Genomic DNA, 23,321 nt, shown 5'->3' on the forward strand with positions numbered 1-23,321 from the left:
GCGTAAGCAGCTTTCTGTTTTGCTTGCGCCGGATTTTGAGAGGGATCATCGTCACTCTTTGACTGTCGGTCATGAACTGACAACTCTTGCCGTCGACATCGATTCGCACGCTGCGCAACCTGGGGTTGCCTTGATAAGCCTCTGTTGTCATGCCATCACCTCCTTCGCATATTCCTTGGCTTCCTCCACATAGGGGTGGGCCACGATCTCAGGATCCAGACCGATCCAGCCATCCTCACGCCAATGGATGTCCAGGCTGCCATCCCTGAAGTTCACGCGCTCAATAAGTAGTTGTGCAACGCGTTGCTGCTCAGCCGGGAAGAGTTGTTTCCACACATCCGCGATGCGTCGCATGGACACCACCACCTGCTCTTCTTGTAGATCTGCTCCTGCGCTGTGGCGCAAGCATGAGCGCCAGACACCAATCAATGGCTCTGGTTCCATGAGCGCCAGCTCGATCTCGTTGAGTACTGCACCTTCAATTTCCGCCGCAGGCAAAGCCCCCAGGCTCTTGGTTTTCCCGTCTTGCGTTGCACCAGCTGAGCGCCGCCTTTCCAAGTACGGCACGTAGTACCGATACATCCGACCATTCTTTTTCTTGGTGTAGTGATGGATCATGCGTTGCCCGTCTGGCGCAAACAGCAACCCACCCAATAGCGCTGGGTAGTCCTCCTTGCGCTCTCTCGGCCCTTGCTTGCGTCGGTTCACAAATGCATGCACTCGATCCCATAGTTCCGACGACACAATGGGCTCGTGCTGCGCGGGATAGAACTCGCCCTTGTGACTGATTTCCCCAAGGTAGATGCGATTGCGCAGAAGGGAAAACAGGTACTGCTGATCGATGGGTCGCCCCTCTCGGTGCTGACCCGACTGGGTCACCCATGACTTGGTGGTGTGACCTTCGATATCCAGTTCACGAACCAATCGCGCTGCCGAACCGTGCTCTGCGTACCGGCTGAATATGTCTCGCACCAGATTAGCCTCACGTTCGTTGATGACCAGTTTTCGATCAACGACGTCATACCCGAGTGGAGGCGTTCCGCCCATCCACATGCCCTTGGCTTTGCTGGCGGCAATCTTGTCCCTGATGCGCTCGCCCGTGACCTCTCGCTCAAACTGAGCAAAAGACAGCAGAATGTTGAGTGTCAAGCGCCCCATTGATGTGGTCGTGTTGAACTGCTGCGTGACCGAGACAAACGAGACGTTGTTGCGATCGAACACTTCCACCAGCTTGGCGAAGTCTGGCAGGCTACGCGTGAGGCGGTCGATCTTGTAGACCACCACCACGTCGATACGCTTGGCTTCGATGTCTTGCATCAAACGCTTGAGCCCTGGTCGATCAATGTTGCCGCCGGAAAATCCTCCGTCGTCATATGTGTCATCCAGCGCCAGCCAGCCTTCATGACGTTGGCTGCTCACAAACGATAGGCCCGCATCACGTTGAGCCTCAAGGCTGTTGTACTCCTGATCCAGCCCCTCTTCAGTCGACTTACGCGTGTAGATGGCGCATCGCTTTTTTGAGATGAATGATGGGGTAGCGGCGTTTGTTGTTCGTGCGGTTCTCATGCAGCCTCCTTCTTGTTGGACTTCAATCCGAAGAAGGCAGGTCCCGACCAAGGGCAACCCGCGATCAGGCGTGCAATCGCCGACAGGCTTTTAAAGCGCTGCCCCCGATATTCAAAATCGCGCACGCCACGCACAACGACTTTATGCTCCTGGTCGTCATAAAAGCGGGTGAGCATCGTGCCAGGCAGCAAGCGATCTGCATCACCTTGCATGCGCTTGGGCAGTAGCCCTGTTTCGCCGATTTCCTCCAGCTTTCTTCGCGTCGTTGGCTTGAGAGATCCGAATGCTTTTTCTTGAATCTTGTATGCCAGGCGGGACTCAAGCCAAGTCCGATGATGGTGCTGCGGTCTCTCGTCAAAGTGCTCATCCCATAGAGCCCAGATTTCGCGCATTGACAGGTGTGCCAGCTGCCCGACCTGTGCTGCGACCGAGATGGTTTTTGATGGTTGTGCGTGTGTCGTCATATGCAAACTCCTTGTTAGTGATCGGTGTTTGCATTCACGCTCTTCTGGCCCACCAGATACACCCCACAGTTTCGCAAGAGGCTGTGGGGTTTTTCTTTTGGTTTTCAGCGTAATACACGCTCGCCCAACGCTGCTCCTACTTGCTACACGCTGTGAGGCTTGCTGAATGACGCAGCCACAGCACTCCCCCAAGTATTTAGAGAGTGAGCGACACGCGGATGGAAAAAAGTCTGCGTTTCAAAAAACCACCCTCCGCTCAACCCTCACAGCCTTCCACGCAGCCCAACCCACCGTCATTTATGGGTGTGAGGGGGAACTGGCGCTGCTTCAAAATTGATAAAAGCTGTAGTATCACTGTGGCCATTCACACTCGAATGCTCCCCCTGTCACCCTGTCCAGCCCTAAAGGAAATCGCCTGATGTCCATTTTCATGAGATCCGCTCTTGCCGCTGTTGCCATGATGGCGGCGGCTTTTGGTGCCAATGCGCAGTCCGACTGGCCCAACCGACCGCTCAAGTGGGTGGTTCCCTTCGCCCCTGGTGGGCCAACCGACTCGATCTCCCGGGTGCTGTCTGCACGTTTGGCTGAATCACTGGGGCAGAGCGTGGTGGTGGAAAACCGTGCGGGCGCATCGGGAGCCATTGGCTCGGAGTTCGTAGCCCGTGCCGCGCCAGACGGTTACACGCTCGTCTTTGGCACACAAAGCACGCACGCGTCGAACCTGATCTTTTTTCCCAACATGGCCTTCGACCCGATTCGGGACTTCCAACCCTTGACGCTGGTCGGCACCGCCTGCCTGGCGCTGGTCGTGCCGCCGAGCGTTCCGGCCACCAATGTGCGTGAGCTGGTGGACTGGATGGCGCGGCAGGGCGGTGCAGCCAGTTACGGTACGGCCGCTGCGGGCAGTTCACAGCATGTGGCTGCTGAGCTGCTGCTGCGAAACAGCAACGTCAAAGCCATCCATGTGCCCTACAAAGGCAGCGGTGCTGCCATGCCGGATCTACTTGCGGGTCGCCTGAGTTTCATGTTTGACAACTTGCCTTCGTCCTTGCCTTTGGCGCGCTCCGGTAAGGTGCGTGCATTGGCCCAGACTTGCGCCAAGCGCTCACCGGCGGCCCCCGACCTGCCGACCATGGTGGAAGCCGGGTTCAAAGACTTTGTGATCGAGGGCTGGTATGGCGTTTTTGCGCCGGCCCGCACGCCGCGTCCTGTCGCTGAGCGGTTGTCAGCAGAAATCAACAAGGCTTTGCGACATCCTGAATCGATGGAGCGTTGGAAGACCCTGGGCTTCGACCCCATCGGCAGCAGCCCCGACGCACTGGCCGAGCGACAGCGCGGCGATCTCGATTACTGGCGCCGAATGATCGAATTTACGGGCGTGAAGGTGGAGTGAAACCATGCCTGACTTCGACCTGAAAATCACCGGCGGGATGCTGATTGACGGCACCGGCAAACCGCGGCACCGAAGCGATGTGGGCATCAAGGACGGCCGTGTCGTCGCGCTTGGGGACGGGCTCGGTGCGGCGCACCAGACGTTCGATGCGCAGGGCTTGGTGGTGGCACCGGGCTTTGTGGACATCCACACCCACTATGACGCCCAGGTCCTGTGGGACCCCGAGCTGACGGTCTCACCCTGGCACGGGGTGACCACCGTCGTGATGGGCAACTGCGGTTTTGGCGTGGCGCCGACCCGCCCCGAGCACCGTGACCTGATCTTGCGCACGCTGGAGCGTGTCGAGGGCATGAGCTTATCGGCGCTGGAGGAGGGGCTGGGCAGTCCTTGGCCATTCCAGACCTTTCCTGACTACATGGACTTGCTCGAGCGCACTGCGCTGGGCATCAATGTGGCGGTGATGGTCGGGCACACGCCGGTGCGGCTGTGGGTGATGGGGGACGAGGCCACGACGCGTGCGGCCAGCGCAACAGAGGTGGCCCAGATGAAAACACTGGTTCGCCAGGCCATGGACGTTGGCGCCGTTGGCTTTGCTACTTCGGTCTCCAAGGTCCATGTGGGCTATGCGGGCAGACCCGTGCCGAGTCGTCTGGCCGACTTCGAAGAAATGCTGGAGCTCGCACGCGCGGTCGGCGAGTCCGGCCACGGATTGATCCATTACAACGTCGGGCGCGAGCCACTCTGGGGGGCCTATGAACAGCTCTACGCAGTCAGCGGCCGGCCCGTGGTGTGGACTTCGCTGCTGGCTGGCTCGCTGGGACCGGGCTCGCACCGTCTGCAGCTCGAACGCGCCGCACAGCAACGATTGAAGGGCCTGCCTATTCACGCCCAAGGCGCTTGTCGGCCGATACAGTTTGAGTTTGACTTTCGCTCACCCGTGGTGTTTGACACCTGGGCCTCCTTCGAGTCGGTGCGCCTGGCGGACGACGAGGCGCAGCGGCGTGCGGTCTACGCAGATCCGGCGTTTCGTGCCCGGCTGAAGCGACAGGTCGCCGGTCGCGGGCCGGACGACGCTTGGTTTGCCGGCAAAGAGGCTGAAGGCGACACGCGAAGGTCATCTTTCCGTGAGATGGTGATTTCTGGGACGAACGATGCCAGCCTGCTCGAGCGCAAGCTGGTCGATCTGGCGCAGGAGCGGCAGGTGGACCCGGTCGACCTGATGCTGGATCTGGCCTTGGCCAGTGATTTGCAAATGCGCTGGCGAATTGCCCTGCTCAATTTTGATGAAAGTGAAGTCGGCGAGATATTGGCCGACGACCATGTGGTGCTGGGTCTGGGCGACGGCGGCGCGCACATGAGCCAGTTGTGCGACGCATGCCATCCCACTTACTTGCTGGGCCATTGGGTTCGTGAACTCGGTGCTTTGAGTCTGGAAGAGGCGGTGCGGCGTCTGACCTCGCACCCGGCCGATGTATTTGGCTTGCATGACCGTGGGCGGGTGGGCTTGGGACTGCCTGCCGATCTGGTGGTCTTCGACCCTGATCGTGTCGGTGCCGGCCCTCTGGAGCGTGTCTATGACCTGCCTGCAGGACAAGACCGGTTGATCAGCCGGGCCATCGGCGTTGAAGCGGTTTTTGTCAACGGTCAGCGCTTGGGGTCGCAGGCGCATGCGGCAGGCAAGTTGCTGCGGCAGCGGTCCCATTCTGTGGTCTGAGTTGGCCTGAGCCCAAAACAGTCCACCACCGTCACCCCACAGTTTCGTCAGAGGCTGTGGGTTTTTTTGGGGTTCAGGCGTCGTGCAAGACCCCATCGAGCTCTTGCATGGCCCCGCTGCGCGCCAGCTCGGCCAGTATCATGTCCAGCCAGGTGTTCAGGCTGTGGCCTTGGCCAAAGCGCTGGTGAAGTTCGCGCATGTAAGACACGTTCATGGCCCAGGCGCTGAATTCGGCTTTGGAAATTTGGCCCCACTCCAGCAGTTTGAACTTGAGCAGGACCTTGGTGCCATAGCGTGCGTGCCGCTCGGGGTTGTGCGCAAAACCTTCGAGCTTGCTGCGGGCCAGCGCCAGCGCGGGGGCCACTTCGGTGAACACGGCGCCGTGGCCCGGGATGATGGTGGCGGGGTCGAGCCGCTCGATCAGGTCCAGGGTTTGGGCCACTTCGTCAAAGGCGTCGATGCCCACCAGCTCTGGAAACACCACGCCAAAACCGTTTTGCCAGAGCGCATCGGCCGACATCAGCAAACGGTGTTCGGGGGCGAACAAGATGACCGAGTGCGGGTCGTGCCCGGGGGCCGCGTGCACTTGCCAGTCCATGTCGGCCCAGCGGTGGGTGTGGCCCGGTTGCAGCAAGCCGGTGAAGGCAAACGCGGGGCAGTTTTGCCCTGTGGGTTGGTAACTCAGCTCGTCTTCGCGCCAATGCTGCACGGCTTGCGCCAAGCCCGGCGGTATCCAGGTTTTCAGGGCCGGGTACTGCGCTTGCAGGGCGCGGTTGCCGCCGCAGTGGTCGCTGTGCAGATGGGTGTTGGCCAGCTGGTCCAGCGTGCGGCCTTGCAGGGCGTGCTGGACCAGGGCCAGGGTTTGGGCTTGGTGGGTGACGTAGCCGCTGTCGACCAAGGTGGCGCTGTGCGCGTCCAGCATCAGCACGTTGTTGGCCGATAACCAGCCGCGCTCGAACACGTGCACGCCAGGGGGCAGGGCGCTCGGTGGGGTCATTTGGCGCTGCGCAGGTCGCGGCGCAGGATTTTGCCCACGTTGGATTTGGGCAGCTCGTCGCGAAACTCAATGTACTTGGGCCGTTTGTAACCGGTGAGCTTGTCTAGACAAAAACGCGACACGGCCTCTTCGGTCAGCATCGGGTCGTTGCGCACCACAAACACCTTGATGGTTTCGCCTTGCATGCTGTCGGGGATGCCCACGGCCGCACATTCGACCACGCCAGGGCAGGTCGAGATGACATTTTCCAGCTCGCTGGGGAAGACGTTGAAGCCGCTGACGATGATCATGTCCTTTTTGCGGTCCACGATGCGGCTGTAGCCTTGCTCGTCCATGATGCCGATGTCGCCGGTGCGCATGAAACCGTCCGCCGTGAAAGTCTTGGCATTTTCTTCGGGCTGGTTGAAGTACCCGGTCATGACGTTGGGGCCGCGAATGCAAATTTCGCCCGAGCTGCCCAGGGGCAGGCTTTGGCCCTCGTCGTCCTTGATGGCGACGTCGATGCCCGGCAGCGGCAGGCCAATGTTGCCGCTGAAGGTCTTTTGCGTGACCGGGTTGTTGGTGCCGATGGCGCAGGTCTCACTCATGCCCCAGCCCTCGATCATGGCGCTGCCCGTGGCGGCTTGCCAGTGGCGGGCCGTGCCTTCGGACGCAGCCATGCCACCCGCCTGGGTCAGCTTGAGCGAGGAAAAATCGATGGTCTTGAACATCGGGTGATGCATCATGGCGTTGAACAACGTGTTCACCCCGGGCAGCACATGGAAGGGGCGCTGCTTGAGCACGTCGATGAACTTGGCGAAATCTCGTGGGTTGGGCACCAGCGTGAGGAAGGAGCCTTGTCGCATGGCCAACAGGCACAGGGTCAGCGCGAAGATGTGGTACAGAGGCAGCGCGGCCACGTTGTTCACCTGGCGCAAATCGGGGATGTCGGCCAAGGCCGGCGAAAACCAGCCTTCGGCCTGCAAGATGGCCGCCACCACGTTGCGGTGGGTCAGCACAGCGCCTTTGGACAAACCGGTGGTGCCGCCCGTGTATTGCAAAAAAGCGGTGTCGTCCATGCTCTGCGCTGTGGGGCGCAGGTTCAGGCCGCGGCCTTGGGCGATGGCTTTGTTGAACGGGGTGACGGTGCGCCCGCCGCTCAGGGGCAGCTCGAACGGGGGGACCATTTTGGCCAGGTGCCGCACGGCAAAGCTCAACCAGCGACCATTGATGGGGCCCAGCAAATCACCAATCGACGCCAGCACCACATGCTGCACAGCGGTGCGCTCGATCACGTCCTGCAAGGTGGCTGCGAAGTTTTCCAGAATCACGATGCCCGTGGCCCCAGAGTCCTTGAGTTGGTGCTCCAGCTCACGCGCTGTGTAAAGAGGGTTGACGTTCACGCAGGTGTAGCCCGCCCGCAAAATGGCGGCCATGGTCACGGCAAACTGGGGCAAGTTGGGCAGCATGATGGCCACCCGGCTGCCGGGCTCCAGGCCCTTGTTTTGCAGCCAAGCCCCCAGGGCGGTGGACAACTCGTCCAGCTGTTTGTAGCTCATCCAGCGGTTCATGCAGACCGAAAAGGGGCTGTTGCCATGCTCTCGGAATGACCGCTCGAGCAAGTCGGTCAGGCTTTTGTATTGGGTGGTGTCGATGTCGTGGGGCACACCGGGCGGGTAATTCTTGAGCCAGATACGGTCCATGCGCTGTTCTCCTGTAGGCTTGCATTGTCACCAGCTCCCGCCGGGGCCGACACAGGGCAATTCCTGAGAGGAGGTCTTGGCGGTCTCACAGGCGACAAAACCCGTGTGAGCCGGGGCCAGGCAAAAGGGCGCACAATGGGGTTAACCCTAGGTTTTAACATGAGCACCCCCTCTGATTCGCGTACTAAAAAACTCACTTCCATGCTTCGACAGCTGTGGCGAAGTGGGTTCGGCGTAGCCGATGCGGTGCCGTTGGCGCCGACAGGGGTGGCCCGAAAGAGTGCCAGCTGGGTGCCGATTCGCACGCTGTCGCCGCGTCACAAGCCACGCATCGCGCGCCACTTGCGGGCCCTGCCCAGCGCAGACCGCTACCTGCGCTTTGGCTATGCCGCCACCGACGAACAAATTGAGCGTTATGTGCAGGGCCTGAATTTTGAGCGAGACGAGATTTTCGGGGTCTTCAACCGCCGCCTCGAGTTGGTGGCGATGGCGCACCTGGCCTATTCGGTCGACCCGCAATGGGCCACCTGCGCTGAGTTTGGTGTCACGGTGTCACCGCACCAGCGTGGCAAAGGCCTGGGGGCCAAGCTGTTTGCGCATGCGGTGATGCACGCCCGCAACCAGGGGGTGAACCTGTTGTTCATCCATGCGCTGAGCGAGAACGTGGCCATGCTCAAGATCGCACGCCATGCCGGTGCCGTGGTGCAGCGCGATGGCAGCGAAAGCGAGGCTTACCTGTCCATGCCAGATGCCACCCTGGACAGCCAGCTCAACGGGCTGATGCAAGAGCAAATGGCGGAGTTGGACTACCAACTCAAAATGCAGGCCCACCAGTTTCGCCAGTGGCTGGACACGGTGCAACAGGTCCGCCAGGGCGTGCGCGATGCACGCCACAGCACGCGCGGGCCTTGATTGGGCCGTTGTTCATCCAAATCCGCTATCCTTGCAGTTCGTTCACTACAGCATGTCCTGCAAGCCTAGACCGTGTCTGACCCTCACCCCGCGCGCCACGCCGAGCGCGAAGACAAGCGGAGTTTCCTGCAAAAACTCGCGGAGTTCATTCACCCTGGACCCGACTCGACCGACGAACTGATCGAGACCTTGGCCGAGGCCGAGGACAACCAGATCATCAACACCGAGAGCCGCTTGATGATCGAGGGTGTGATCCGCATGGCCGACATGACCGCAAGCGATGCGATGTTGGCCGCGCCACGCATGGACTTGCTCAACATCGAAGACCCCGTGGACGAGTTGCTGCACCAGGTGATCGACACCGGGCATTCGCGCTTTCCGGTCTACGAGGGTGAGCGCGACAACATCATCGGCATCTTGTTGGCCAAAGACCTGCTCAAATTGCAGCGTGCGCCCGAGTTGAACATTCGCGCCTTGTTGCGCCCTGCGGTGTTTGTCCCCGAGAGCAAGGGCCTGAACGATCTGTTGCGGCAATTCCGAGACAACCGCAACCACTTGGCCATCGTGATCGACGAGTACGGGCGAACAGCCGGGCTGATCACCATCGAAGATGTGCTCGAGCAAATTGTGGGCGAGATCGAGGACGAATTCGACATTGCCGAAGATGCGGGCGATATTTTTGGCTTGCCCGACCGCAGCTTCAGGGTCAGCGGCGACACCGCCATCGAGCGTGTGGACGAGGCTTTTGGCGTGGATTTGAGGCAGGCGCGGCAGGCCGAAGACGAGCACGATTTCGACACCCTGGGCGGGCTGATCGCCCACGAGATGGGCCATGTGCCGCACCGCGGCGAAAGCTTCGAGCTGGCGGGGTTGCGTTTTGTCGTCTTGCACACGCGCGCGGGTGCGGTGCGCTGGTTCAAGGTGTTTCCCTTGCCCGCGGTGGGCAGCGACCAGCCCGGCAGCGCAAGCAACGCGACTGCACTGGGGCCCGCCGAATGAGCGATGGGCAGCCACGCGAGCGGGGTTGGCAGACTGTTTGGCCTGCATTGGCAGGTGCTGCGCAGGCCGCGTCCATGGCCTGGCCGGGCAGTGGTCATGCCTTGGGTTGGTTGCAGATTGTGAGTTTGACCCTCTTGGCGACGGGCTTGGCCCGCATGGCACACCAAGCCCGCGGACCCTTCACGCAAGGCCGTGGGGCCCATACCCTCAAGAAGGCGGCTTGGTTTGGCGGCGTGTTTGCCACGGCCTGGCTGGTAGGGTGTTTTTGGTGGCTGTATGTGTCCATGCACCAGGTGGGCGGTTTGCCTGCGCCTTTGGCGGTGCTGGCCGTTTTGACGTTGGCAGCGGCGCTGGCGCTGTATTACGCCGCTGCTTCGGCCCTGTGGGTGAGTCTGGCGCGGGGCTTGGGGACGGGACGGCCTGGCTTGGCCAGCGTCCTTTTTGCCGCTTTGTGGACTTTGGCCGAACTCATGCGCGGGCGCTGGCTCACCGGTTTTCCTTGGGGGGCCGGTGGGTACGCGCATGTCGACAGCGCCTTGGTGGCCTTCGCGCCATGGGTCGGCGTGTACGGCATGGGGGCCATCGCGGCTTGGCTGGCGATGCGTCTGGCGTTGACGGGCTGGCGCCTGGGGGCGCTCAGGCCCTTGCTGGGTGTGGGGCTCTCGGCATGGGCTTTGCAGGCTTTCGGACCGGTGTTCACCACCTCTGCAGGTCTGGGGCAGGTGCAATTGCTGCAGGCCAATATTTCGCAGACCGACAAGTTCCAGGCTGCCAGTGGCGTGCGCGATGCGCTGCAGTGGTACGACGCCCAGTTGCGCGCCAGCCAGCAAGCCTTGGTGGTGGCCCCTGAGACCGCCATTCCCCTGCTGCCGCACCATTTGCCAGACGGGTACTGGTCTGGTTTGCAGGCGCATTTCGCCCAGCCGGGCCGACCTGTGGCCTTGGTGGGCCTGCCCTTGGGCAGCCTGAACGAGGGCTACACCAATTCGGTGGTGGCATTGGGGCCTGAGGGCGCTGCCCCTTACCGCTATGACAAGTCGCACCTGGTGCCTTTTGGCGAGTTCATGCCGCCGGGTTTTGTCTGGTTCATCCGCATGATGAACATTCCTTTGGGCGATTTCAAATCGGGTGGATGGGACCAGCCATCACTGGCCTGGCAGGGCCAGCGCTTGGCTCCCAACGTTTGTTACGAAGACCTGTTTGGCGAAGAGCTGGCCATCCGCTTCAAGGACCCGGCCAGCGCGCCAACGGCCTTGGTGAATGTGAGCAACATCGCCTGGTTTGGCGACACCCTGGCGGTGGACCAGCATCTGAACATCTCGCGCCTGCGGGCCATCGAGCTGGGCCGCCCCATGCTGCGCGCCACCAACACCGGGGCTACAGCCATCATTGACCACACCGGACGCGTGACCGACCAGTTGCCACGCTTTACCCGGGGCAGTCTGACGGGCACTTTTGAAGGGCGTGATGGCCTCACGCCCTTTGCCCGCTGGGCCAGCGCCTGGGGTTTGGCGCCGCTGTGGGCGCTGTGCTGTGTGGTCGTGGCTTGGGCTTTTTGGAAGCGGCAAAGGCCGTAAAATCAAGGGTTCGCGCAAAGCTTGCGCCCATCCAACTCAGGCCAGCTCGCTGCTGGCTCCGCTTCGGCCATGTTGACCTTCCAGCAGATCATTCTCAAATTGCAGCAGTACTGGGATGCCCAGGGCTGCGCCTTGCTTCAGCCCTACGACATGGAAGTCGGCGCGGGCACCAGCCACACCGCCACATTCTTGCGGGCCATCGGCCCCGAGCCATGGAAAGCCGCCTACGTGCAACCCAGCCGCCGCCCCAAAGATGGCCGCTACGGCGAAAACCCCAACCGCCTGCAGCATTACTACCAATACCAAGTGGTCTTGAAGCCCGCGCCCAGCAACATCCTGGAGTTGTATTTGGGCAGCTTGGAAGCGCTGGGTTTTGACCTCAAGAAAAACGACATCCGATTCGTCGAAGACGATTGGGAAAACCCCACACTCGGCGCTTGGGGTCTGGGCTGGGAGGTGTGGCTGAACGGCATGGAAGTCACGCAGTTCACCTACTTTCAGCAAGTGGGCGGCATCGACTGCAAGCCGATCACCGGCGAGATCACCTATGGGCTGGAGCGCTTGGCCATGTATTTGCAGGGCGTGGACAACGTCTACAACCTGAAGTGGACCGAAACCCTGAGTTATGGCGACGTGTATTTGCAAAACGAGCAAGAGCAGTCGGCCTACAACTTTGAGCACTCGGACGCCGACTTCTTGTTCACCGCTTTCAGTGCCCACGAAAAACAAGCCCAGAACCTGATCGTTCAGCAGCTCGCGCTGCCCGCCTACGAGCAAGTGCTCAAGGCCGCGCACACCTTCAACTTGCTGGACGCGCGTGGCGCGATCAGCGTCACCGAGCGCGCCGCCTACATCGGCCGCATCCGCAACCTGGCCCGCAGCGTGGCGCAGAGTTATTACGAGAGCCGCGAACGTCTGGACTTCCCGATGGCCCCGCGTGAATGGGTTGCCCAAATGCCCAAGAAAGCCGCCTGAGGATCACGACATGACGACACAAAATTTGCTGGTGGAACTGTTTGTGGAAGAGCTGCCCCCGAAGGCGCTGAACAAACTTGGCGCAGCTTTTTCGGCCGTGCTGGCTGAACAACTCAAGGCCCAGGGCCTGGCTGCGGCCGACGCGGTGGTGACGGCTTTTGCCTCGCCCCGCCGCCTCGCTGCGCATGTGACCGGTGTACTGGCACAAGGTGCCGACAAGGCCGTGCAGCAAAAACTGATGCCCCTGGCCGTGGGCCTGGATGCGGCTGGCAACGCCACGCCCGCGCTGCTGAAAAAACTGCAAGCCCTGGGTGCTGACGTGAGCGACCCGGTTGCGGCCGTGGCCGCCCTCAAGCGTGCGCCCGATGGCAAAGCCGAAGCCCTGTTTTACGACAGCATCGTCAAAGGCGCTTCGCTGCAAGCAGGCCTGCAAAACGCTTTGGAAGAAGCGCTGGTCAAGCTGCCGATTCCCAAAGTTATGCAGTACCAGTTGGAAACCGACTGTGAGTTGCCCGGCTGGAGCAGCGTGAACTTTGTGCGCCCCGCGCACAGCCTGATCGCGCTGCACGGCAGCACCGTGGTGCCGGTCAAAGCGCTGGGCTTGACCGCGGGCAACAGCACCCAAGGCCACCGCTTTGAGGCCAAGGTTTCGCCCGTGGTGTTGGCACATGCCGATCAATACGCCGAGGCTTTGAAACGCGACGGCTCGGTCATCGCCAGTTTTGCCGAGCGCCGCGCCGAAATCGTGCGCCAGTTGCAAGCCGCTGCGGCCAAAGTCGGTGGCGGTTGCCAGCCGATTGAGGACGAGGCCCTGCTCGACGAAGTGACGGCGCTGGTGGAGCGGCCCAATGTGTTGATTTGCCAATTTGAGCAGGAGTTCTTGGGCGTGCCGCAAGAGTGCCTGATCCTCACGATGAAGGCCAACCAGAAATATTTTCCGTTGATCGATGCCTCGGGCAAGCTGACGAACCGGTTTTTGGTGGTGAGCAACATCACGCCCGACGACGCTTCTTTGGTGATCGGCGGCAACGAGCGCGTGGTGCGGCCGCGCCTGGCCGATGCCAAGTTCTTCTTTGACCAAGACCGCAAAAAGACGCTCGAGTCGCGCGTTGAAGGCCTGTCCAAGGTGGTCTACCACAACAAGCTGGGCACGCAAGGTGAGCGCATGGCGCGTGTCTGCGCGATTGCCAAGGCGATTGGCCAGCAAGTGGGCGGTGATCTGCTGGCCAAACAAGCCGAGCAGGCCGCACGTTTGGCCAAGACCGATTTGCTGACCGACATGGTGGGCGAGTTCCCCGAGCTGCAGGGCATCATGGGCGGCTACTACGCTCGACACGATGGCCTTTCCACCGAAGTGGCCGAGGCCATTGAAGACCATTACAAGCCGCGTTTTGCAGGCGACGAGTTGCCGCGCAACCACGTGGGCCTGGTCGTGGCGCTGGCCGACAAACTCGAAACCCTGGTCGGCATGTTCGGTATTGGCAACGTGCCCACGGGCGACAAAGACCCGTTTGCGCTGCGTCGTCATGCATTGGGCGTGGTGCGGATGTTGGTCGAAGCCCGCTTGAAGCTCAATTTTTTCGAGCTGACCCGTCAAGCCCTCACCGCCTTTCCGGCTGCTGTGGTCCAAGACAAGAGCGTCGAGTTGGACGAGTTTTTGGTCGAACGACTTCGCGGTTACTTTCGTGAGGCCGGGTTTTCAATCGCTGAAGTTGATGCCGCCATTTTCGCGCAAAAGCTGGGCCAGTGGTCATCCATTCCCACTCGTCTTCAGGCTGTGCGCGCTTTCGCTGCCTTGCCTGAAGCCCCCGCTTTGGCTGCGGCCAACAAGCGCATCGGCAACATCCTGAAGAAAGCCGGTGAGGTGGACGCCCACGTCAACCCCGCGCTGCTGCAAGAAGACGCCGAAAAAGGCCTGTATGCCGTGATGCAAAGGCTGCTGCCCGAATCCGAGGCGCAATTCAAAGCAGGCGACTACACCGCCAGCTTGCAAACCCTGGCCGCGCTGCGCGCCCCGGTGGATGCCTTCTTTGACGACGTCATGGTCAACGCCGAAGCCATGGACCTGCGCCTGAACCGTCAGGGCTTGCTCAAGTCGCTGCATGTGGCCATGAACCGCGTGGCCGACTTGTCGCGTCTGGCGGCTTGATCGACCGACCCGAGCAAGTTGCCTTCCCCAAGCGCGCATGAACACCCACTTGAAACTCGTCATTCTGGACCGCGACGGCACCATCAACCGCATGGGGGACGAGTTCGTCAAATCGCCAGACGAGTGGGAGCCCTTGCCCGGCGCGCTGGAGGCGATCAGCCGCCTGAACCACGCGGGTTTTCATGTGGTGCTGGCGACCAACGAGTCGGGCCTGGGTCGGGGCCTGTTTGACATGGCCGCCTTCAATGCCGTGCACAGCCACCTGATTAAAAAACTGGCGGTGGTGGGCGGGCGCATCGATGCCTTTTTCTATTGCCCGCATGCGGCCGATGAGGGCTGTGGTTGCCGCAAACCCTGGCCAGGTCTTTTCTTGCAAATTGCCGAACGCTATGGCGTGGACCTGACCGGTGTGCCCTGCATTGGCAACAGCCTGAGCGACATGCAGGTGGCCGAGGTGGTGGGTTGCGTGCCGCACCTGTTGCTGAGCGGGCGCCATCCCGAATGGCTGGGGCAAGCTTTGCCGCCAGGTTTTCCGGTCGGCACACAGGTGCATGCCGATCTGGCCGCCTGTGTCGATCATTTGCTGGGCTCGGGATCGGGCTCGCGCTTAGCTTTGACAACAACGCCCACATGAACTTCATCCGCTCTCTGGTCCATGTGTTATGGATGGCCATCACCGTCATCCCTTGGGCCCTGTTCGTGGTGTTTATCTCTTACTTTGTCAGCAGCACGCGGCTGTACTGGATTTGCGCGGGCTGGTTGCGCCTGGCGGTGAACAGCGGCACCTGGATTTTGGGCATCGAAAACCGCATCCAGGGCATGGAGAACCTGCCCACCGGCACCAAGGACCCAGCCGTCTTATTGGTCAAGCACCAGTCGACCTGGGAGACCTTTGTGATGCCCGCGATCATGCCGCACCCGCTGGCCTATGTGTTCAAAAAAGAGTTGCTGCATGTGCCATTCTTTGGCTGGGCCATGGCGCGCATGGACATGATCCACATTGACCGCAAGCAGCGCTCGCGTGCCTTTGCCAAAGTGGTCCAGCAAGGCCGCAGGCTGATGGCCGAGGGGGTGTGGGTGATCATGTTCCCCGAAGGCACACGCATTGCGCGGGGCCAAAAGGGCGAGTACAAAAGCGGCGGTGCGCGCCTGGCCATTGCAGCCGGTGTGCCGGTCATCCCGATCGCCGTCACCTCGGCGCGTTGCTGGCCGACACGGGCCTTCGTCAAAAAGCCCGGGGTGGTGGACATCTCGATCGGCCGCGCCATTCCGAGCGAAGGCCGCAGTGCCGACGAGTTGATGCAAGAGGTCGAGTCCTGGATCGAATCTGAAATGCACCGCCTTGACCCCGAGGCTTACCCCATTGCCTCCGGGCAATGACCAAGGCTGGGCGAAGCATGCGCGCGCCTTTGCAGTTTGTGCTGGACTTTTTCACCGGGGGTGACCCGGTGCAGCCCGCACCGTCCGCCTCGGTCGCCCCCACAGCAGATGCGCGTGTGCCGGATGTTTCATCTGGACCTGCTTCACCTTCTTCGCCTTCTGCGTCAGTCCCCAGCACAGGGGATCAAGAAACGCCTTTGGCTCAGCCAGAGGACCGTTGTTTGGGCTTCACCCACCCCGCCGCCAACCGCCACGCCCAGCTGCAGGGCGTCACGGTGTCTTACCGTTTTGAACGCTCGCGCCGCAAGAGCATTGGCTTTTTGGTGGGGGCCGATGGTTTGGTGGTGCGTGCGCCCAACTGGGTGACTTTGCGCGAGGTGGATGCCGCGGTGCAGGAAAAAGGCGCCTGGATTGTGGCCAAGTTGCAGCAATTCAAAGAGCGGCAGACCGAGCAGTTTCAAAAAGCCATCGAGTGGCAGCACGGGGCCGAGGTGCCGTTTTTGGGACGTACCGTGCAGCTGTGTGTGCTCGAGCGCGGTGTGGGGCGCGTGCGTGGACAAGACTTGGCACCCGAGCAGGTGCTGCCCGTGACGGTGCCGCCCGGTGCCTCGGTGACCCAGGTGCGCGATGCTGCGCAGGCTTGGCTCAAAAAGCAGGCCAAGCCCTTGTTTGAAGAGCGCCTGCACCACTTTGCACCCCTGTTGGGCGTGCGTTGGCAAAAGCTCAGCCTGTCCAGCGCCAGCACGCGCTGGGGCAGCGCCCGCGTCGATGGTCACATCCGCCTGAATTGGCGGCTCATCCACTTGCCCATCAGCCAGATCGACTACGTGGTGGTGCACGAACTGGCGCACCTGCGCGAGATGAACCACAGCCCCCGCTTTTGGGAAACCGTGGGCGAGGTCATGCCCGACTACGCAGAGCGTCGCAAAGCCCTGCGCCAGGCACCGTTGGACCTTAAAGAAGATTGAGGCGATCAGCGTGACCCCGGAGGTCGGTGCCTTTAGCTCCGACGAGATGTGCGCGGACCCCTGCCGTTTGAACATGTCGCTTCGCGAGGCGAACAAATGTCGGACCATCAAGGCCCGACCTACGAGGATGCATCGGACCGTGAAAGCCCGACCGGGGATGCATCGAACCGTGACGGCCCGACCTACGGGAGATACATCGGACCGTCAACGCCCGATGGGCTGGTGCTGAACCGCAGCACACCATCGGCCCCGCGTTCGCGCTGCATTTGACCGGACAGCCACAACAGGTTCAAGTGAGCCACGGCTTCGCCCAGGGCGAAGGTGGTTTGGTGCACGTCCAGGGGGCGTTTGAAGAGCACGGGCAGCAGTTCGTGGGCGCAGTGCGCTTGCACTGTGCAGGCGCTCAGCAACTCGGCCAAGCGCTCGGCGTGGTGCGATTGCAGTTGTGCGATGCGCGCGGCAGCGCCCCGAAATGGCCGTCCGTGCGAGGGCAGCACCAAGGTGGCATCCGGCAGCTGCGCCATCTTGTCCAGCGAGTCCAGGAACCACCGCAGTGGGTTGCCTTCAGGCTCCATGGCGTACACACTGACATTGGTGGAAATGGACGGCAGCAGCATGTCGCCGCTGATCAGCAGTTGATCCTGTGCATCGAGCAAAGCCATGTGTTCAGGCGAGTGGCCATAGCCGCTGATGCACTGCCAGAAGCGGTCGCCAATGCGCACACGCGCACCTTCCATCAAGCGCACATAAGCGTGGGGAATTTTCGGCACCATGCTGGGGTAATAGCCGACCCGGGCCTGCACCTGTGTCAGTTCGTCAGGCTTGTTCCAGCCATGCGCTGTGAAAAAAGCCACCGTAGGGGCCCCGCCAAAATTGGACAGCCCGCTGCAGGCGAGCAACGCCGACTGGTATTCGCTGGTGCTCATCCACAAAGGGGCTTGCCAGCGCTCGCACAACCAATGGGCCAGGCCCATGTGGTCTGGGTGCATGTGGGTCACCAACACGCGAAGTATCGGCAAGCCTTGCAGCGTCTGCGTTTCGATCTGCTGCCAGGCCTCTCGGGTGGCAGGGTTGTCGATGCCGCAGTCCACCGCCGTCCAGCCTTCTTGCATCACGCCGGCTTGCGTGGGATGGGGCAGGCGGTCACGCAGCAGCCACAGGTTGATGTGGTTGAGGGCAAAAGGCAGGCCCATGCGCAGCCAGAAAACACCTGGGGCCACCTCCACAGTTGAGCCGGAAGAGGGCAGTTGCTCACCCAAGGGGTAATGCAATGGGGGTGGGGTGACGCAGGCTTGCGGCGTTGCCAGGGCACGGTCAGTGGGCAAGGTGGACATGCGTCAGAGGGTTTCGGTTAGCATTTGGACCATTGACGTTAACGTTAACGTCAAATATGAATCGTTATTCTAGGAGGCGGCTTTTCGCAGGGCTGTCCCCCTTGCGCAAGACGGTGAGGACCCCACGCCATGGCGAACACTTACACGATCAGCGATCTGGCCCAAGAATTTGACCTGACCACCCGCGCCATTCGTTTTTACGAAGACATGGGCTTGCTCGAACCCGAGCGTTCCGGCCCGGGGGGGCGCAATCGGGTGTATTCGGCCCGCGACCGTACCCGTTTGAAACTCACCTTGCGCGCCAAGCGGCTGGGCCTGTCGCTCAACGAAGCCAAGGGACTGATCGACATGTACGACAGCCCTCGCGATACGGTGCCGCAGCTCAAAAAATTCCTCGTGGTGCTGGCCGAACACCGCCAACAGCTGGAGTCGCAGCTGGCCGACCTGGAGGCGACGCTGGACGAAGTCAAAACCCACGAAAAAGAGACCCGCAATTTGCTGAACAAGGCCAACAAGGCCGTTCCAGCCAGCTGATCCCCGCGGTTTGGGCCGTGCCGAACCCCCATGTTGCCGGCATGCTGGGCATCGGCTATTGGTTGACGTTGACGTAAACGTCAATTACAGTTCAGCTTGACTTTCACCACCGGATGCGATGTGACCTTAGCCCTGACCCCCCACGAGCGTGTTGCCCAGAGCCTGGCCCGTCAGGGCATGATGAACCACTTGGGTGTGCGCCTGTTGTCGGCCACGGTCGGGCAGGTTGAACTGGCGGTGCCCTACAGCGACAAGGTCACGCAGCAACAAGGCGGCTACCATGGTGGCGCCATTGGCGCTCTGGCGGACATTGCCGCCGGTTACGCTGCACTGACCGTCTCGCCAGAGGGCATGGAAGTCACCACCGTGGAATACAAGATCAACTTTCTTTCCAACTTTCAAGGCGGAGAAATTCGCGCCACCGGTCGCGTCACCAAGGCGGGCAAACGCATCATCGTGACCACGGCCGAGGTGGTGCACATCGACGACACCGGCCAACGCTCGGACTGCGCAGTGATGCAGTCGACGCTGGTGCCTGTGCCTAAAACTTACTGACTTGCGCGTTTTGTGTTGAGCGTTCAGCGTTCAGCGTGAAAATTCAACCCTGAACGCCCAACGCCCAACGCCCAACGCTCACCCCCCAACGGAGAACCCATGAACAACCTGCCCGGCCTGAACTTTCAACTCGGTGAAGACATCGACGCCCTGCGCGACGCCGTACGGGACTTTGCCCAAGCCGAAATCGCCCCCCGTGCTGCCGAGATCGACCGCAGCGACCAGTTTCCAATGGACCTGTGGCGCAAGATGGGTGACCTGGGCGTGCTGGGCATCACCGTGGGCGAAGAGTACGGCGGCGCGAACATGGGCTATTTGGCGCACATGATCGCGATGGAAGAAATCTCACGCGCCTCGGCCAGCGTGGGCTTGAGCTATGGCGCGCACTCCAACCTGTGCGTGAACCAGATCAAGCGCAACGGCACGCCCGAGCAGCGCGCCAAGTACCTGCCCAAGTTGATCAGCGGCGAGCATGTGGGCGCCTTGGCCATGTCAGAGCCCGGTGCGGGCTCGGACGTGCTGAGCATGAAGCTCAAGGCGGAGGAAAAGGGCGGCTACTACCTGCTCAACGGCTCCAAGATGTGGATCACCAATGGCCCCGATGCCGATACCCTGGTGGTCTACGCCAAGAGCGAGCCCGAATTGGGCGCACGCGGCGTGACGGCCTTTTTGATCGAAAAAGGCATGAAAGGTTTTTCCATCGCGCAAAAACTCGACAAGCTGGGCATGCGTGGCAGCCACACGGGTGAGCTGGTGTTCAACAACGTGGAAGTGCCCGCCGAGAACATTTTGGGTGGCCTGAACAACGGCGCCAAGGTGCTGATGAGCGGCCTGGACTACGAGCGCGCTGTCCTTACGGGTGGCCCGCTGGGCATCATGCAGGCTGTCATGGACAACGTGATCCCTTACATCCACGATCGCAAGCAGTTTGGCCAGAGCATTGGCGAGTTTCAGCTGATCCAAGGCAAAGTGGCCGACATGTACACCGTGTTGCAAGCGGGTCGCAGTTTCGCCTACACCGTGGCTAAAAACCTTGATTTGTTGGGTGTGGAGCATGTGCGCCAGGTGCGCAAGGACTGCGCCAGCGTCATTTTGTGGACCGCCGAAAAAGCCACTTGGATGGCGGGTGAGGGCGTGCAGATTTTTGGCGGCAACGGCTACATCAATGAATACCCGCTGGGCCGCTTGTGGCGCGATGCCAAGCTGTACGAAATCGGCGCGGGCACTTCAGAGATCCGCCGCATGCTGATCGGCCGCGAGCTGTTTGCCGAAACCTGCTGAAGCGGTTCGTCATTCAGCGCCAGGCCAGTCCAGCGACAATCTCACCATGACCACTTCACTGCAACACCTTCTGGACAACAACCGCGAATGGTCGGCACGCATGGTGCGCGATGACCCGGCTTTTTTCTCACGCTTGGCCAACCAGCAAAACCCCAAGTACTTGTGGATCGGTTGCTCCGACAGCCGCGTGCCCGCCAACCAAATCACCGGCTTGGACCCGGGCGAGGTGTTTGTGCACCGCAACGTGGCCAATGTGGTGGTGCACTCTGATCTGAACGCTTTGTCGGTCATTCAGTACGCTGTGGATGCGCTCAAGGTCGAGCACATCATGGTGGTTGGGCATTACGGGTGCGGCGGCGTGCTGGCCACGCTGCGGGGCATGCGCGTGGGCCTGGCCGACAACTGGCTGCGCCATGTGCACGATGTCAAGGTGCGCCATCGCCGTCGCCTGGACCATCTGACCGTGCCCGAGCAAGAAGACGCCCTGTGCGAGATGAACGTGATCGAGCAAGTGGGCAACGTGGCCCTGACCAATGTGGTGCAAGACGCCTGGTCGCGTGGGCAAAAGCTCAGCGTGCACGGCTGGTGCTACGGCCTCAAGGATGGTCTGGCCAAGGACTTGGGTGTCAGCATGAGTGGCAGCCACGAGGTGGTGGACGTGTTCCGCAGCGCCTTCAAACGTTATCCGCGCGGCGGCCTGTGAAGCTTGGCACTGACTGGCCCTTGTAGCTCTTTGGCTTGATTTCTTTCGCTGAATCCAAGGTCCAAAGTAGATTTCCTTTTGAATTTTCTGGAGAAAACCATGTCCGATCCCATCGTCATCGTTAGCGCAGCGCGCACCCCCATGGGCAGCTTCCAGGGCGACTTTTCCGCACTGGCCGCCCACGACCTGGGTGGCGCAGCCATCAAAGCCGCCGTGGCGCTTGCAGGCATCCGTCCTGAGCTGGTCACCGAAGTGCTGTTTGGCAACTGCCTGATGGCAGGCCAGGGCCAGGCGCCAGCGCGCCAAGCGGGCTTCAAGGGCGGTTTGCCCCAGAGCGCGGGCGCGGTCACCTTGTCCAAAATGTGCGGCTCGGGCATGCGCGCGGCCATGTTCGCGCACGACATGCTGGTGGCGGGCACTCACGACGTGTTGGTGGCCGGTGGCATGGAGAGCATGACCAACGCGCCTTTTCTTCTGCTCAAGGGCCGTGGTGGCTACCGCATGGGCCACGACAAGATTTACGACCACATGATGCTCGACGGCCTGGAAGACGCCTACGAAGCCGGTCGCAGCATGGGCACCTTTGGCGAAGACTGCGCCGCCAAATACAGCTTCACCCGCGCTGAGCAAGACCACTTTGCCACCACCAGCGTGCAGCGCGCCAAGGCCGCCACCGAGTCGGGTGCTTTTGCGGCCGAGATCGCGCCCGTCACGGTGAAAGACCGCAGCGGCGAACGCGTGGTGTCGATCGACGAAGGCCCCGGCAAAGTCAAGCTCGACAAAATCAGCGGCTTGAAGCCCGCCTTCAAGAAAGACGGCACCATCACTGCCGCCAGCAGTTCGTCCATCAACGACGGCGCGGCCGCCATGGTGCTCATGCGCGAGAGCACCGCCGCCAAGCTTGGCTGCAAGCCCTTGGCCCGCATCGTTAGCCACGCTACCCACGCGCAAGAGCCCGAGTGGTTTGCCACCGCCCCCGTGGGCGCAACGCAAAAGGCCTTGGCCAAAGCCGGCTGGACGGTGCAAGACGTCGATCTGTGGGAAGTCAACGAAGCCTTTGCGGTGGTGCCCATGGCGCTGATGAAAGAGCTGGGCGTGTCGCACGACAAAGTCAACGTGAATGGTGGTGCGTGTGCGCTGGGCCACCCCATCGGCGCGTCCGGTGCGCGCATCATGGTCACGCTGATCCATGCACTCATAGCCCGAGGCCTGAAAAAAGGCCTGGCCACCTTGTGCATCGGCGGCGGCGAAGGCACGGCCGTGGCGCTGGAACTCGTGTGATGCCGTTTCTTCCTGGTAGGTCGGGCCTTCAGGTCCGACAGGGCTTGCTGCCCCACGTCCCCATGTCGGGGCACAAGCCGCCGACCTACAGAAAACAGCAGATCCGACATCCGCTTGCAAGTGTTTCACGTTGGGGCTAAAGCCACCGACCTACGAGACTCAGAAATATGAAAACTGTCCTCCTCATCGGCGCATCGCGCGGCATCGGTTTTGAACTGGCCCGCCAATACCTGACCGACGGCTGGCGTGTGATCGCCACCGCCCGTTCGGACGAAGGCATCGCAGGCCTGAAGGCGCTGGGCGCACAAACCCTGCGCCTCGATGTGGCCAATCCGGCCAGCAACTCGGGGCTGTCTTGGCAGCTTGACGGCGAAAAAATCGATCTGGCCATTTACGTGGCAGGAGCGATGGACCGCGCCAGTGCCAGCACCCCGCCCACCCGCGACAGCTTTGACGCCGTGATGCACACCAACGTGATGGGTGCGATGCAGGTCATCCCGCAGATCGTGCCCATGGTGCAAGAAACAAAAGGCGTGATCGCCTGCATCAGCTCCGTCATGGGAAGCCTGCAAGACACCACAAGCGGCAACGCCGCGCTCTACCGCGTGAGCAAGGCCGCCCTCAACATGGTGGTGCGCTGCACGCAAGCCGAGCAGCCTGATGTGACCGTTCTGGCCATTCACCCCGGCTGGGTGCAGACCGACATGGGTGGCGCGGCCGCACCCCTGACGCCCGAACAAAGCGCGAGCAGCTTGCGCCAAACGCTGAACCGCATCCAGGAACAACGCGACCCGACACAGCGTGGCGCATTTTTGAACCACGACGGCCAAGCCCTGCCTTGGTGACCCGATAAAGAA

At 61.5% G+C, this 23,321-nt stretch carries 21 protein-coding genes; 16 read left to right on the plus strand and 5 right to left on the minus strand.

Translation table 11 applies throughout. The annotated features are described in order from the left end of the window. Nucleotides 1–147 precede the first annotated feature (147 nt). Together Q0O99_RS02340 and Q0O99_RS02345 are read right to left on the minus strand one after the other, a co-directional pair. Entirely contained in the window at nt 148–1,566 is a 1,419-nt protein-coding gene (locus tag Q0O99_RS02340; RefSeq protein WP_293748144.1) for a recombinase family protein, read from the minus strand. Beyond that, a complete protein-coding gene (locus tag Q0O99_RS02345; protein ID WP_293748146.1) occupies nt 1,563–2,030 on the minus strand; it encodes a DUF2924 domain-containing protein in 468 nt (155 codons plus the stop codon). Before Q0O99_RS02345 ends, Q0O99_RS02340 begins: the two co-directional genes overlap by 4 nt. Before the next feature lie 418 nt (nt 2,031–2,448). On the opposite strand from Q0O99_RS02345, the gene Q0O99_RS02350 reads away from it, so the two are divergent. Continuing rightward, a complete protein-coding gene (locus Q0O99_RS02350; protein WP_293748148.1) occupies nt 2,449–3,423 on the plus strand; it encodes a tripartite tricarboxylate transporter substrate binding protein in 975 nt (324 codons plus the stop codon). 4 nt (nt 3,424–3,427) lie between these two features. Continuing rightward, nucleotides 3,428–5,137, plus strand: a complete 1,710-nt coding sequence (locus tag Q0O99_RS02355) for an amidohydrolase family protein (RefSeq protein WP_293748150.1) — start codon at nt 3,428–3,430, stop codon at nt 5,135–5,137. A 73-nt stretch (nt 5,138–5,210) separates the two neighbouring features. On the opposite strand, the gene Q0O99_RS02360 is transcribed toward Q0O99_RS02355, so the two are convergent. Together Q0O99_RS02360 and Q0O99_RS02365 are read right to left on the minus strand one after the other, a co-directional pair. Beyond that, the gene (locus tag Q0O99_RS02360) at nt 5,211–6,134 is read right to left on the minus strand and encodes an MBL fold metallo-hydrolase (protein ID WP_293748152.1); all 924 of its coding nucleotides are present in this window, start codon (nt 6,132–6,134) and stop codon (nt 5,211–5,213) included. Beyond that, the gene (locus Q0O99_RS02365) at nt 6,131–7,816 is read right to left on the minus strand and encodes an AMP-binding protein (protein ID WP_293748154.1); all 1,686 of its coding nucleotides are present in this window, start codon (nt 7,814–7,816) and stop codon (nt 6,131–6,133) included. The genes Q0O99_RS02360 and Q0O99_RS02365 overlap by 4 nt, the downstream gene beginning before the upstream one ends. Before the next feature lie 159 nt (nt 7,817–7,975). Here Q0O99_RS02365 and Q0O99_RS02370 point away from each other — a divergent pair, with 159 nt between their 5' ends. From Q0O99_RS02370 to Q0O99_RS02405, 8 genes are all read left to right on the plus strand, one after another. Then, on the plus strand, nt 7,976–8,728 hold the full coding sequence (locus Q0O99_RS02370) for a GNAT family N-acetyltransferase (RefSeq protein ID WP_293748156.1): 753 nt from the start codon (nt 7,976–7,978) through the stop codon (nt 8,726–8,728). A 72-nt stretch (nt 8,729–8,800) separates the two neighbouring features. Further along, entirely contained in the window at nt 8,801–9,727 is a 927-nt protein-coding gene (locus Q0O99_RS02375) for a CBS domain-containing protein (RefSeq protein WP_293748158.1), read from the plus strand. Further along, nucleotides 9,724–11,304 carry an apolipoprotein N-acyltransferase gene (gene lnt, locus Q0O99_RS02380; protein WP_293748160.1) on the plus strand — a complete coding sequence of 527 codons (1,581 nt, stop codon included), beginning with the start codon at nt 9,724–9,726 and terminating at the stop codon, nt 11,302–11,304. Before Q0O99_RS02375 ends, lnt begins: the two co-directional genes overlap by 4 nt. A 69-nt stretch (nt 11,305–11,373) precedes the next feature. Continuing rightward, a complete protein-coding gene (gene glyQ / locus Q0O99_RS02385) occupies nt 11,374–12,279 on the plus strand; it encodes a glycine--tRNA ligase subunit alpha (protein ID WP_293748408.1) in 906 nt (301 codons plus the stop codon). 10 nt (nt 12,280–12,289) lie between these two features. After that, entirely contained in the window at nt 12,290–14,428 is a 2,139-nt protein-coding gene (gene glyS, locus Q0O99_RS02390) for a glycine--tRNA ligase subunit beta (protein ID WP_293748162.1), read from the plus strand. 37 nt (nt 14,429–14,465) lie between these two features. Then, nucleotides 14,466–15,062 carry a D-glycero-beta-D-manno-heptose 1,7-bisphosphate 7-phosphatase gene (gmhB, locus tag Q0O99_RS02395; protein ID WP_293748164.1) on the plus strand — a complete coding sequence of 199 codons (597 nt, stop codon included), beginning with the start codon at nt 14,466–14,468 and terminating at the stop codon, nt 15,060–15,062. Continuing rightward, a complete protein-coding gene (locus tag Q0O99_RS02400; RefSeq protein ID WP_293748166.1) occupies nt 15,059–15,808 on the plus strand; it encodes a 1-acyl-sn-glycerol-3-phosphate acyltransferase in 750 nt (249 codons plus the stop codon). The genes gmhB and Q0O99_RS02400 overlap by 4 nt, the downstream gene beginning before the upstream one ends. 17 nt (nt 15,809–15,825) lie before the next feature. Continuing rightward, the gene (locus Q0O99_RS02405) at nt 15,826–16,776 is read left to right on the plus strand and encodes a M48 family metallopeptidase (RefSeq protein WP_293748168.1); all 951 of its coding nucleotides are present in this window, start codon (nt 15,826–15,828) and stop codon (nt 16,774–16,776) included. 182 nt (nt 16,777–16,958) lie between these two features. On the opposite strand, the gene Q0O99_RS02410 is transcribed toward Q0O99_RS02405, so the two are convergent. Continuing rightward, complete coding sequence (locus Q0O99_RS02410) at nt 16,959–18,110, minus strand: MBL fold metallo-hydrolase (RefSeq protein ID WP_293748170.1); 1,152 nt, start codon at nt 18,108–18,110, stop codon at nt 16,959–16,961. 129 nt (nt 18,111–18,239) lie between these two features. Between Q0O99_RS02410 and Q0O99_RS02415 the strand changes: the two genes are divergently transcribed. The 6 genes from Q0O99_RS02415 (at nt 18,240) to Q0O99_RS02440 (ending at nt 23,309) form a co-directional block, all read left to right on the plus strand. Beyond that, on the plus strand, nt 18,240–18,644 hold the full coding sequence (locus Q0O99_RS02415; protein WP_293748172.1) for a MerR family DNA-binding transcriptional regulator: 405 nt from the start codon (nt 18,240–18,242) through the stop codon (nt 18,642–18,644). Between the two features lie 180 nt (nt 18,645–18,824). Next, the gene (locus Q0O99_RS02420) at nt 18,825–19,199 is read left to right on the plus strand and encodes a PaaI family thioesterase (RefSeq protein ID WP_293748410.1); all 375 of its coding nucleotides are present in this window, start codon (nt 18,825–18,827) and stop codon (nt 19,197–19,199) included. A 99-nt stretch (nt 19,200–19,298) separates the two neighbouring features. Beyond that, complete coding sequence (locus tag Q0O99_RS02425) at nt 19,299–20,480, plus strand: isovaleryl-CoA dehydrogenase (protein WP_293748174.1); 1,182 nt, start codon at nt 19,299–19,301, stop codon at nt 20,478–20,480. A 46-nt stretch (nt 20,481–20,526) separates the two neighbouring features. Next, complete coding sequence (can, locus tag Q0O99_RS02430; RefSeq protein WP_293748176.1) at nt 20,527–21,183, plus strand: carbonate dehydratase; 657 nt, start codon at nt 20,527–20,529, stop codon at nt 21,181–21,183. Between the two features lie 99 nt (nt 21,184–21,282). After that, entirely contained in the window at nt 21,283–22,464 is a 1,182-nt protein-coding gene (locus Q0O99_RS02435) for an acetyl-CoA C-acyltransferase (RefSeq protein ID WP_293748178.1), read from the plus strand. A gap of 167 nt (nt 22,465–22,631) precedes the next feature. After that, nucleotides 22,632–23,309, plus strand: a complete 678-nt coding sequence (locus Q0O99_RS02440; RefSeq protein WP_293748180.1) for an SDR family oxidoreductase — start codon at nt 22,632–22,634, stop codon at nt 23,307–23,309. The last annotated feature ends 12 nt before the right edge of the window (nt 23,310–23,321 follow it).

The organism is Limnohabitans sp. Rim8, from assembly GCF_945901735.1.
Taxonomy (GTDB): domain Bacteria; phylum Pseudomonadota; class Gammaproteobacteria; order Burkholderiales; family Burkholderiaceae_C; genus Limnohabitans_A.

Coding starts and splice junctions, on each gene's coding strand:
- Q0O99_RS02340 (WP_293748144.1), bottom strand. CDS start 1,566: ATGAGAACCGCACGAACAACAAACGCCGCTACCCCATCATTCATCTCA.
- Q0O99_RS02345 (WP_293748146.1), bottom strand. CDS start 2,030: ATGACGACACACGCACAACCATCAAAAACCATCTCGGTCGCAGCACAG.
- Q0O99_RS02350 (WP_293748148.1), top strand. CDS start 2,449: ATGTCCATTTTCATGAGATCCGCTCTTGCCGCTGTTGCCATGATGGCG.
- Q0O99_RS02355 (WP_293748150.1), top strand. CDS start 3,428: ATGCCTGACTTCGACCTGAAAATCACCGGCGGGATGCTGATTGACGGC.
- Q0O99_RS02360 (WP_293748152.1), bottom strand. CDS start 6,134: ATGACCCCACCGAGCGCCCTGCCCCCTGGCGTGCACGTGTTCGAGCGC.
- Q0O99_RS02365 (WP_293748154.1), bottom strand. CDS start 7,816: ATGGACCGTATCTGGCTCAAGAATTACCCGCCCGGTGTGCCCCACGAC.
- Q0O99_RS02370 (WP_293748156.1), top strand. CDS start 7,976: ATGAGCACCCCCTCTGATTCGCGTACTAAAAAACTCACTTCCATGCTT.
- lnt (WP_293748160.1), top strand. CDS start 9,724: ATGAGCGATGGGCAGCCACGCGAGCGGGGTTGGCAGACTGTTTGGCCT.
- glyQ (WP_293748408.1), top strand. CDS start 11,374: ATGTTGACCTTCCAGCAGATCATTCTCAAATTGCAGCAGTACTGGGAT.
- glyS (WP_293748162.1), top strand. CDS start 12,290: ATGACGACACAAAATTTGCTGGTGGAACTGTTTGTGGAAGAGCTGCCC.
- gmhB (WP_293748164.1), top strand. CDS start 14,466: ATGAACACCCACTTGAAACTCGTCATTCTGGACCGCGACGGCACCATC.
- Q0O99_RS02400 (WP_293748166.1), top strand. CDS start 15,059: ATGAACTTCATCCGCTCTCTGGTCCATGTGTTATGGATGGCCATCACC.
- Q0O99_RS02405 (WP_293748168.1), top strand. CDS start 15,826: ATGCGCGCGCCTTTGCAGTTTGTGCTGGACTTTTTCACCGGGGGTGAC.
- Q0O99_RS02410 (WP_293748170.1), bottom strand. CDS start 18,110: ATGTCCACCTTGCCCACTGACCGTGCCCTGGCAACGCCGCAAGCCTGC.
- Q0O99_RS02415 (WP_293748172.1), top strand. CDS start 18,240: ATGGCGAACACTTACACGATCAGCGATCTGGCCCAAGAATTTGACCTG.
- Q0O99_RS02420 (WP_293748410.1), top strand. CDS start 18,825: ATGAACCACTTGGGTGTGCGCCTGTTGTCGGCCACGGTCGGGCAGGTT.
- Q0O99_RS02425 (WP_293748174.1), top strand. CDS start 19,299: ATGAACAACCTGCCCGGCCTGAACTTTCAACTCGGTGAAGACATCGAC.
- can (WP_293748176.1), top strand. CDS start 20,527: ATGACCACTTCACTGCAACACCTTCTGGACAACAACCGCGAATGGTCG.
- Q0O99_RS02435 (WP_293748178.1), top strand. CDS start 21,283: ATGTCCGATCCCATCGTCATCGTTAGCGCAGCGCGCACCCCCATGGGC.
- Q0O99_RS02440 (WP_293748180.1), top strand. CDS start 22,632: ATGAAAACTGTCCTCCTCATCGGCGCATCGCGCGGCATCGGTTTTGAA.